This window comes from Fibrella forsythiae, assembly GCF_017353175.1.
In the GTDB taxonomy this organism is placed as follows: domain Bacteria; phylum Bacteroidota; class Bacteroidia; order Cytophagales; family Spirosomataceae; genus Fibrella; species Fibrella forsythiae.
On sequence record NZ_JAFMYW010000030.1, the window covers coordinates 1 to 9,063 of the forward strand.

At 55.2% G+C, this 9,063-nt stretch carries 13 protein-coding genes; 8 read left to right on the plus strand and 5 right to left on the minus strand.

All coding sequences use genetic code 11. The features are described from left to right. Positions 1-394, minus strand: a 394-nt coding sequence (locus J2I46_RS32200; protein ID WP_207333230.1) for a hypothetical protein, incomplete at its 3' end; no start/stop codon positions are given. 431 nt (positions 395-825) lie between these two features. Continuing rightward, positions 826-1,272, minus strand: coding sequence for a hypothetical protein (locus J2I46_RS32205; RefSeq protein WP_207333231.1), 447 nt, complete (start codon positions 1,270-1,272; stop codon positions 826-828). 264 nt (positions 1,273-1,536) lie between these two features. Between J2I46_RS32205 and J2I46_RS32210 the strand changes: the two genes are divergently transcribed. The 5 genes from J2I46_RS32210 (at position 1,537) to J2I46_RS33265 (ending at position 4,676) form a co-directional block, all read left to right on the plus strand. After that, complete coding sequence (locus tag J2I46_RS32210; RefSeq protein WP_229380058.1) at positions 1,537-2,517, plus strand: YihY/virulence factor BrkB family protein; 981 nt, start codon at positions 1,537-1,539, stop codon at positions 2,515-2,517. A 463-nt stretch (positions 2,518-2,980) separates the two neighbouring features. Beyond that, positions 2,981-3,640 carry a DUF6766 family protein gene (locus tag J2I46_RS32215; protein ID WP_207333233.1) on the plus strand — a complete coding sequence of 220 codons (660 nt, stop codon included), beginning with the start codon at positions 2,981-2,983 and terminating at the stop codon, positions 3,638-3,640. A gap of 220 nt (positions 3,641-3,860) precedes the next feature. After that, positions 3,861-4,016, plus strand: coding sequence for a hypothetical protein (locus J2I46_RS33105; protein ID WP_229380056.1), 156 nt, complete (start codon positions 3,861-3,863; stop codon positions 4,014-4,016). A 257-nt stretch (positions 4,017-4,273) separates the two neighbouring features. Beyond that, positions 4,274-4,408 (plus strand): PIN domain-containing protein, encoded by a 135-nt coding sequence (locus J2I46_RS33110; protein WP_374758115.1) that lies wholly within the window; start codon positions 4,274-4,276, stop codon positions 4,406-4,408. Between the two features lie 142 nt (positions 4,409-4,550). After that, the gene (locus tag J2I46_RS33265) at positions 4,551-4,676 is read left to right on the plus strand and encodes a hypothetical protein (protein WP_262898081.1); all 126 of its coding nucleotides are present in this window, start codon (positions 4,551-4,553) and stop codon (positions 4,674-4,676) included. Between the two features lie 780 nt (positions 4,677-5,456). Here the strand turns inward: J2I46_RS33265 and J2I46_RS32230 are convergent. Next, positions 5,457-6,905 carry a M43 family zinc metalloprotease gene (locus J2I46_RS32230; RefSeq protein ID WP_207333234.1) on the minus strand — a complete coding sequence of 483 codons (1,449 nt, stop codon included), beginning with the start codon at positions 6,903-6,905 and terminating at the stop codon, positions 5,457-5,459. Between the two features lie 192 nt (positions 6,906-7,097). On the opposite strand from J2I46_RS32230, the gene J2I46_RS32235 reads away from it, so the two are divergent. The 3 genes from J2I46_RS32235 to J2I46_RS32245 all read left to right on the plus strand — a co-directional run bounded on the left by J2I46_RS32235 (position 7,098) and on the right by J2I46_RS32245 (position 8,072). Beyond that, the gene (locus J2I46_RS32235; RefSeq protein ID WP_207333235.1) at positions 7,098-7,361 is read left to right on the plus strand and encodes a hypothetical protein; all 264 of its coding nucleotides are present in this window, start codon (positions 7,098-7,100) and stop codon (positions 7,359-7,361) included. An 82-nt stretch (positions 7,362-7,443) separates the two neighbouring features. After that, complete coding sequence (locus tag J2I46_RS32240) at positions 7,444-7,722, plus strand: LytTR family DNA-binding domain-containing protein (protein WP_207333239.1); 279 nt, start codon at positions 7,444-7,446, stop codon at positions 7,720-7,722. Positions 7,723-7,793: 71 nt separating this feature from the next. Beyond that, on the plus strand, positions 7,794-8,072 hold the full coding sequence (locus tag J2I46_RS32245) for a circadian clock KaiB family protein (protein ID WP_207333236.1): 279 nt from the start codon (positions 7,794-7,796) through the stop codon (positions 8,070-8,072). 50 nt (positions 8,073-8,122) lie between these two features. Here J2I46_RS32245 and J2I46_RS32250 read toward each other — a convergent pair whose 3' ends face one another. Continuing rightward, the gene (locus J2I46_RS32250; protein ID WP_207333237.1) at positions 8,123-8,455 is read right to left on the minus strand and encodes an ArsR/SmtB family transcription factor; all 333 of its coding nucleotides are present in this window, start codon (positions 8,453-8,455) and stop codon (positions 8,123-8,125) included. Positions 8,456-8,799: 344 nt separating this feature from the next. After that, on the minus strand, positions 8,800-9,063 hold a 264-nt coding region (locus J2I46_RS32255; protein ID WP_207333238.1), incomplete at its 5' end, for a hypothetical protein.

Genomic DNA, 9,063 nt, shown 5'->3' on the forward strand with positions numbered 1-9,063 from the left:
CAAACCCAGGCAATTCCTGGGGCGGCTCAAGGGAATCTAGATCGTTTTCTTGCTCCATTTCCTCAAACAGCTCAGGGGTGGCCAGAAAGACAGTTAGCGCCAGAATTGACTTACCGGGGTGCTCAGGCAGCGGCAGACGCTGCAAAAAGGGCTTCAGGGCGGAGACATAAACCCCTGACTCTTCGGAGTAATCCAAAAACTCAAACTCGTGCTTTTTCCCGTAGCTGTAGCGGTTGCCCAGCACCGTTGCCCTATCGACCCACATGGTTAGGTTAAAGGGGCGGTAGGATTGCCGGTCAGCTGTTCTGAATAACATGAAGCGCAGGACGGCTTCTGGCTCGATCATCGTCACTTCATCCTCGAAGTGTTCTCTGTTTTCGGTTGTGTTGGCCATGAGTACTGGTAGTTGTATATATTACAAGTAAGGCATAAAAATATTAATTTATAATACAAGTCAATACTACCTGTCGTCATTTTTATCCCAATTTTAGGGTAAGATTACCGCCACTTACCACTTGGCATATCTGAAAGAACGATAGAAGACAAAGGCCGAAACAGGCACTTTGCTCGGCTGGCGGACTGCCTTAAAGGCCTCTACCGCTGTAATGAGTTGGTTAACTGGCTAGGGGCCAGATGACCAGAAACCTCTTCGCTCACCCGGCGCTGATTTGGGTCAAACTTAGGTGGCCTGACCAGAGCCAGCATTCCTTGGCTGGTAGAGTAAGAAACAAAAGCAGGCAGGCGTAGACCTACCTGCTTTTGTTCACTGGCAAGGCGGGATTGCGATGATATCTACACCTACGGCCGCCCCGCAGTAAGTCCGTCTTACTTACCGCCCAGCAGGCCGCCAAGCATGCTGCCCAGGCCACCACCTCCGCCGCCTAGAGAACTCAGTAGGCTACCCGCATCGACACTCGAATCAGCGGGGTCATTGGCCTTGTGCATGAGCTTGCTCAGCACTACTGGGACCAGGGCACCGGCAACCGACATGGCTACCTGAGGCGAAATGCCCAGTTTGCTCATCAGGTCCTGCTCAACATGCTGTTGAACACCCTGGGTAACTGGATGAGCGGCCACTCCGGCTCCCTGGCCAGTGGCCATACCCAGCAGGCTTCCCAAACCCCCACCTTGCCCTTGCTGGGCCAGTCCCTGCATAATGCTGCCCGTGACCGTTTGCATAACGCTATCATTCTGCTGGTTGGGAATGGCGGGATTGCTGGTAACCGCCTGGCCAGCGTGCTGTTGAACCAGATTCATGATCGTCTCAAACATACGTATAAAGGTTAAGGGGCGGCTAAGTCCGCCCTAGTTGGTAGAACGCTGCCCGCTTCCCGATAGCTTATTTAGTTAGCTAGAAGCTCACTGGGGGAACTTGCACGCCGGAGGGGGCCATAACAACTTCACGCAGGCGATGTTATTACGTTGTCACGTGGCCTGCAGTCCGCCAGAATTACCCTCATACTGCCGTAATTCTCCCTGCTTATGTCTAATCAGCTAGCCCGCTTCTATAACCGGCTCTTTGCCGACTCCATCGCGATGCCGCCACCTAAGGCCAAGAAACCAGTCCAGGAAGGCTTTTTTGCCAATGCCTGGATCGTGCTGAGCGATGCGGGCAGCGGTTTTATGGATGATCGCGGGTTGAAGCTGAGCGCGGCCCTGGCCTACTATACCATCTTTTCGCTAGCTCCGCTCCTGGTGCTGATCATGTCACTGGCTAGCCTGTTTTTAGGGCAGGAAGCCATTCAGGGGGAAATATTTGGGCAGATAAACGGCTTGGTGGGTAGTGAGGCCGCCAAGCAGATTCAGGACATGATTAAGAACGCTGATCTGTCGGGTAAAACCAATACGGCCCTGCTGATCAGCATCGGTACGCTGTTGCTTGGCGCCACCAGCATCTTCGTTGAGATTCAGGATTCGATCAACCAGATTTGGCGCGTGAAGGCCAAGCCCCAGAAAGGGTGGCTCAAACTCCTCAAAGACCGGCTGCTTTCTTCGTCGCTGGTGGTGAGCCTAGGCTTTCTGCTGCTGGTATCGCTGGCCGTCAATAGCCTGGTCCTGGCCCTGGGCAATCAGCTGGGCCGCTTTTTGCCCGGGGTGAGTGTGTACTTAATCAGTGGCCTTAATTTTTTGATCAGCACGGTGGTCGTGACGCTTTTGTTTGGGGTGATCTTCAAGGTTCTGCCTGACGCCAAGATTGGGTGGAAAGACGTACGCTGGGGGGCACTTTTTACGGCCCTTCTCTTTATGCTGGGCCGCTACGTCATTGGTCTCTATATCGATACGACGGCTACCAGCTCCTCCTACGGGGCGGCAGGCTCACTGATTGTGGTGCTGACCTGGATCTACTACATAGCGGCTATCCTGTATTTTGGGGCCGAGTTTACCCAGGCTTATGCTAACCACTTCGGCCTTAAGATCGAGCCCGCTGAGCATGCCGTCTACGTTGAGCAGACCGAGCGGGAGCGGGACGTTAGCACCCTTCCCACGGAACAGAAGATCGATCAGGCCAAGTCGTGAACAAGCCTGCTTGGCCTACTGCCTGACCAGCGTCAGTTGAGCGGTAGGGCCTACCAGAAAGACCCAAAAAGGCTCCGGCTCATCAGAGGCCGGGACTTTTCATTACTCACTATACATGATAACAGCTTGAAGGGATCAACAACAGCTAGTCACCAATAGGGCATCTTCAAGGGTTTAGTGAGCCAACGAAAGGGAAAAAAGGAATAAAAGCTAATCCTAACGGGCTACAGCCAGGCTGGCTAGGCGAGGATTTTTCCGGGGGCAAGCGCGGGAGTCAACAGCCAATAGCACCGGGCAAAAACGGGGAACGCTCGCTTGCCTCATGCGCTAACCAGCCAGGGCGAGTAATAAGCATACGCCTTATCCTTAGGGGTGTGCCTGAGGACCAGTTTGCCAGGCAGGTTGCTCTGCGCATGGCTAGCCAGACAACGGTACCAAACAAGGCGCTATAGCCTCTTACTTCATGAAACAATTCCTCCGTGAGAATGGGCTTTCGCTGGTTCTGGTCCTGCTTACCCTGCTCACCCTGGGAGGTCAACTGCTAGTAGGCTGGCATACCTTCAACGATGAATTAAGTGACTACGGACAAGCTACTTTGCCCTTTAGTAGCTACCTGACTAGTGGCCACTGCATCGAAGCGGTATTTGAGAACTGGGAAAGCGAGTTTCTCCAGATGGGGCTTTACGTACTGCTAACCGTTAAGCTGTACCAAAAAGGATCCGCCGAGTCAAAGAGCTTGGATGAACCCGGCGACGTGGACCGTCCCCCTTCTGCCAGCAGGCCCAATGCTCCCTGGCCCGTCCGGCGGGGTGGCTGGCTGCTTTGGCTGTATCAATATTCATTAAGCATCGCTTTTCTGCTGCTGTTTGGGCTGTCCTTTTTGCTGCACGCCATCGGCGGAGTCAAGGCCTACAACCTAGAGAACGCCCTTAAGGGCAAGGCTGAATCGCTCAGCCTATGGCAATTTTTGGGGACTAGTGAACTGTGGTTTCAGTCGCTCCAAAACTGGCAAAGCGAATTCCTGTCGGTCCTCTCGATTGTAGTCCTGTCGATCTTTCTGAGGCAGAAGGGATCCCCGCAATCCAAACCTATAGATGCGCCCAACGGGCAGACCGGTGAGTAGGCAAGAGGCGGGCCGGGTATCCTCCCCCAGAGTTCCCCTTCTGGGGGAGAAGCATACAACCTTAACGAATCAGTAGAACTTAATGCGCGGCCAGTGAAGGGCAAGAAAACCTACCGCTGGCGTTGCGATTAACTTGCGGCTCTGGTCCCACGCAAGCTATCAGCTGGAGATTGATGACCAGGACCAAACGGCCCGGGTTGTACTTGCCTTCATTCGATAAATGGCCCTGACCAATAAGGCCATCAAGCCACTCGTTGCCCTTGAGCAGCCAACCCGGCAGACCTTGACCCAGCGCCCCTTAGGCGCCAGGAAGGGAAGCTTTGAGCTGGCCAATTATTTTACCGGGCCGCTGGATGATCTAAGCGACTACATCTAATGCGGTTACTACCCGATACCCCCGTCCTGACTTGGGCCCTGCAGGGTCACCCCGCCCTCTCGACCAGGGCAGCTGATTCAGGATACGACCAACAAGGTATTTGTCAGCAGTGTTTCGCTCGTCGAGATTGCCACCAAAACCCGCCTGGGTAAGCTGCACTCCCGACCTACCAGCGCCGACATTGTCGCTGAGATGACCCAGTTGCTGTCCATTCAGCTCCTTCCCATTTCACTACTCTTTTAGATGCTTATCAACTGATACCACTCTACGAGGACCACCGAGATCCCTTCGATAGGTTGCTGCTGGCCACGGCCCAGGCCGAAGGATTTACGCTGCTATCGGATGACGAGAAGTTTGAGCGCTACGCCAGCCTGATTGAGATGATCCGCTAACCGGGTAGACGTCCATAAGTGCCGGTTACCCCTCTTTCCTAAGTTGGCGTGGTCACTACCGTCCCGAACGGATCAGGGCAGGCTACCCTCGCTTAAGTAGCCGCCTAACCTGGGTGGCCTGAAAGGCGCAGCCCCGGACGGTGTGAAACCCCGCCTCATTATGCTGCTGGGCAATCTGCACCAGCTTCTTGCCTGCCGAGCGGTGAGCCGGGGCCATCGACAGGATCCGCCGGTTGTTCTCGTTGGTCCGGGCTACGTTGCCTGTTGAGTTTCAGCCCAGAGCCGCTGAGGTAAGGTTCTAGGACTTGCCCAGACGGCCAGGCTGGCAAACGGGAGGGATAGCCACAGCTGGCAGGGCTATGGCGACAATAACCGAAAGCTAATAGTGGTACCAGGGGATACCTATGCCTGCCACCAGCCCAAAGCAAACGCCCAGCAGGGATAACTAACGGTTGCGGGAAGTCTGTAACGGCAAGCTGACCAGCGACCACTACCTGGTCACCAGCCTGGATGGTCCCTGTAGCTTTACTAAAACAGACCAGCCGAGCAGCGGTTAATTAGCCAACCAAGAGCTAAAGAAAGCCCTCCCTTGGGCCAGCCTCAAAAAAAAGCCCGGACGCAAGGTGGCCAGGGCTTTGTAGTCATTTATCCAACTATTAAAAGACGAGTGCGTAGCAAAGCCCGCCCAGGATGCACCCTAAGCGGGCTTTGCTATTGGCGGGTAAAATAACGGTAAAAGTATATACGTTGGAATCAACATATGAAAATTATTACGTCTATACACAAAAAAAGCATAAACGGCTACCGATCAGCACGCTGACTTAGCGCTGGTGATCGATGGGCTGACCAAACTAAAGGCGCAGCTGGCGGCGGAGGCCAGCTCATTGGCCGACGTTGCGGTCCAGGAAAAGAAGCTATTGGCCTAGTAGCTGGTCCACCTACCAGGGAATCCATCCAGCTAGTAGCACTAAGCCGCTTAAGGAATCTGGTTGCGTAGTTATTGTCAAGTCCCGCCGTAAGCTCCGTTCATGGATGTCCCCTGAGCGCATCAAAATAAAATATGCCCGCTCTCAAGGGCAATGGGCTGCGTACGCCTGCGTCTGCCCGCCGGAGGGGGAGACCGGGGAATGTAGCCGCCAAACTCGACCAGCCGCCGCATGAGCTTGACCTGATCGTAGGTAAAGCTTAGCTGAGGAACGTAATAGTCCATGGCGTACTCCGATCGAAAGCTATGCGTATCACAGCTGTATTTGAGTCCACTGGCATCGGGTAAAGCCTCCAGGTGCTTCGGCAGGTCCGTAAACGCAGCCGGGCCACTGGGGCAGCTAGAGCTAAAGGTGTGGGGTAAACCCAGAAAATGACCTAATTCGTGGGATAAGATGCTGGGCTGGTAGGGGTCGCTCAGATAAATGGCTGGCGGAGAGGACCAGTTTGCCTTGACTAAGTCCTCACAGGTTAGCTCCGAGGGTCCCTGCGGGAGGTTAGGCAAGTAGGCATAGGAGCGGCTAGCTGAATAAAGGCGCGCCCAGTCAATGCCCATGACCACATTGATGTAGCGCTGGGGGCACCACTGCTGAAGTAAGGCATTGATGGCCGCTACGGCCCCCTCACGGGTGGCGGGGTTATTGATGGCCAGCCGGTGCAAGCCTGCCAGGGCTAAGGGACGGCCACCCGGATCTATGGGGGCCGGATAAAACTCCAGAAAGCTATCAGCCTGATTGGGATCGATCGTCCGCTGGGCTTTGCGGTACAGGCGGTTAACACCGGCCAGGAGTTTGGCCGGATCAATCCCGAGGCTATCTACGTTCTGGGCCAGGTGAATGACGACCGGAAGGCGAACAAGGGGATAGGTAACCGCTCGCCGGGCCGTTAGATCCAGGCCACCCGAGGCCATCCCCAGGAAGGTAGCTTGTAGGGTATGGATGCCCGCTTGCCCGGTGGCAAAGTAATTGCTCTCAGCAAGTTCCTTGCCGTCGGCCCGCAGGCGCGGGGAGGCGTAGGCCAGCGGATCCAGAAACTCACCCTGTTTGGTGATGAGCTGGTAGCTGAGGGGCAGTTGACTGACTGAATCCGCGTTGAGCACCGGCACAAACGAGCTGAGGACAAAATGGTCAATGTACTCCCGCACCGGACTCACGCGTAGATCCAGTTGATTGTCACAAACCCGGTTGTTGAGCCGGGCCGTAAAGGTGTACTGCCCCGCCCGGGTAAAGATGTAGCTACTGCCCGCAAACGGTTGGCCATTGACCAGAAACTGAGGTTTGTCGGAGAGGGTCAAAAACGAGCCGCTGGCGTCGAAGTAATAGAGCTCGAAGTTAACCCGGTTATGCGTGGTATCTTCCAGAAAATACACGGGTTTGGGCATCTGGTTCTGAGCCAGCACGATCTGCATCCTGGCCACCCCGGGTAGTTCTTTCTCCGGCGGCTGACAGCTAAGCAGACCAGCCGCCAGCAGGCCGATCAGCAGGTAGATAAGGGGTTTACCCAGGCGTGGCATTCGTTCTCGTTTAGCGGCTCCCCGCTAAAAGCCGCAGGCAGCCAGATGATAGCAGGTCAGTCCCCTTAAAGTTATATTAAATCTATTTATTATGTAGTATATTACTCCCATAACTGGTTTGATTACCGCACTGGCACATATATTGTGACCAGTAGCTACTGTGGGCATGGCCCATAACACCGCTGTCAGGGTATGGAAACAAATCAGGCTACTTTTCTGCTGCTTATTTCAGGAAACGTGGTGGAGAAGCTAAAAACGGATTCGGCTGTGCTGATGGCCAGGTGGGAATATCCACGCAGGCTAACCAGCGTGCTTGTGAAGGCCCAGCTCCTGGACTCAACGGAGCCATTAAGAGCAGGACAGGCCGTCAAAAAGCATTTCAGCATCTACGGCATTGTGCGCTCGGTCCATTACTGGCCCAAAGGGGCTGAGGATGTTCTTTCAGTGAGTCAATAGCCACGCCTGCCCCTGCAGTTTATCTGGCTAATTCACACCGGGTGAGCCCCCGTTTCTACGGCTCCGGGCCAGTCGCCGTTACCTGTCCTCCAAAACGCTCAAGCGCCTCGAACCCCTGCTGGTGGGCCCTGCGTTTTGCCGGATCCACAAGTCGAGCCTGATTAATTTGGCGTACCTGACCCAAATCAACTTTGGTAACACGCCTCACCTGGTGCTGATCGGTACGGAGCTGATTGCCATCGCGCGGCGACGGCTACCCGCTACCCGCCGACGGATAAAACAGCATCGGCAACTCAATCCTTGCCGAGCAGTGTGCCTCCAGGCTCGCTTAAAGGCCAATAGCCTGGTTTTATATAGGTGATCCGCTCTAGCTTAGCGGAGTCAGAATACACCGCTTAAACAAGTCAAGGAGTGGAAGCCGATCAGCCAGACATGGACGTAGAACAACATCCCTGGGTACATCTCTACACGGCTGGTAATAACCTCCGTTCCCAGCGGGCGCTCCTGAATCTGACAAGGTACTGCGAGCGGTATTTGAGGGGAAACTATACGATCCACGTCATTGATCTACGGGTCAATCCCCAGCTGGCCCAAGACCATCAGATACTGGCCGTGCCAACGCTGGTTAAGGTATCCCCCTTACCCAGGCGAAAAGTCATCGGCGATCTGTACAGTGAGGAGCGGGTGCGGACGACCCTGGGCATGCCCTGACCAGCCTGGCGCTGGCCACAGACAGAGCACCGGCGGCTTATTGACAAAGGCTAAGTGGCCAGCCCACGAGCCGCCTTACCAAGCAAGGCCTTGAGCTGGCGGCTGTCCAGGATCAGATCGATGATAGTGACAAAGCGCTGATCCGATAGAGAGTAGTAGGCGTTCTTACCCTCCCGCTCGGCTACTACCAGGCCTTTACGGCGCATCCTGGTCAGGTGATGCGACACCAGCGACTGCTCCGCCTGAAGCCTGTCCATCAGATCGGTCACGCTCAGGCCCGGGGTCTGCTCCAGAAGTTTAAGAATTTGCATCCTCAAGGGATGGGCTATTCCCTTGAGCAGGTAGGCGGCCTGCTCAAAGGTGGAAGTAGGCTGGTAGGGCATAAGGGGCTGTGGTAAACAAACCTACCTACGAAAAGCAGCCCCCTGGCGGATTCGTATTTATCCAACGGGAAAGCGTAGCCAGCGCAGCAAGACCACTACGGCAGTAGCGGCCCTGCTGGTTACAGGCCTGCCGGGGCAAGGCCGCTCACCAAGGCACACTTAACACCTGCATCAATGCTGGCCAGGGATAGAGAGATCTGATTGCACCCGCTGGGGAGCGCGGCCCAGGTTACCAGACTGTCACTGGCCAAACGGTAGAGCAGTGGACTTTACCAGGAATCCAGCAACTCCAGGGCGACAAACTGCTTCTGTCGCAAATGCACGCTGTCCAAGGGCAGTCCTGGTTAGTCGTACCTGGGCACGGGGCTCCACGTGTAAATGAAGTCATCTTCCGGCTCACGGTGATCGATTTGTTTAATCTCCAGCAGGGCGTATGGATCCAGGTTACGCAGGTGCTTTAAGGCCAGCTCGGACTCCGTCAGCGATAGCAGTCCCTGGCCGGGGAGCCCTGTCAGCTCCCGGATCAACTGGTAAGCATAAGGACGCCAGGCCCAGCGGCCATTGACGGGTGAAAATAAGCGAATGTAATACACGGTGCTGGAAAAGAA